Annotated in this window: 1 protein-coding gene; it reads right to left on the bottom strand. The window is 52.0% G+C overall.

What is annotated here, in order from left to right:
- Positions 1–406: AAA family ATPase (locus tag AC30CM_RS27240; RefSeq protein ID WP_490120013.1), on the bottom strand; the 406-nt coding region annotated here is incomplete at both ends.

Genomic DNA, 406 nt, shown 5'->3' with positions numbered 1-406 from the left:
CGCACGAGTCGCGATCAGGTCAAAGCTCCACGGCACAGCGCCGAGAACCGGCAGCGGGCTGGATTCTTGCAGCTTCGCCGGATTAACGTTGTTTACTTTTGCTTTGGTGGAGTCGTCAAAAATCTCGGACAGATCCGGACGGGTACGACCCTGCTCATCAACCGGAGCGTTCGGTTTGTTAACGATAACGCCGGTAATATTGGTGTTTTTTGCACCGCCGAAGCTGTTGCGAGTCAGTTCGATACGCTCTTTCAACTGTTCCGGAGTATCAGTGCCCTGAGACATAACGAAGACGATTTCCGCATTCAGCGTTTTAGCGATTTCGTAGTTCAGAGACTGGGCAAACTGGTGTTTACGTGTCGGGACCAGACCTTCAACCAGAACGACTTCAGCGTCTTTGGTGTTA

The sequence above is a fragment of the Mycobacterium sp. DHQP2018-32-09 genome, assembly GCF_058148405.1.
Note: the sequence above shows the minus strand (reverse complement) of the source record. Positions and strands in the feature narration are given on the sequence as shown.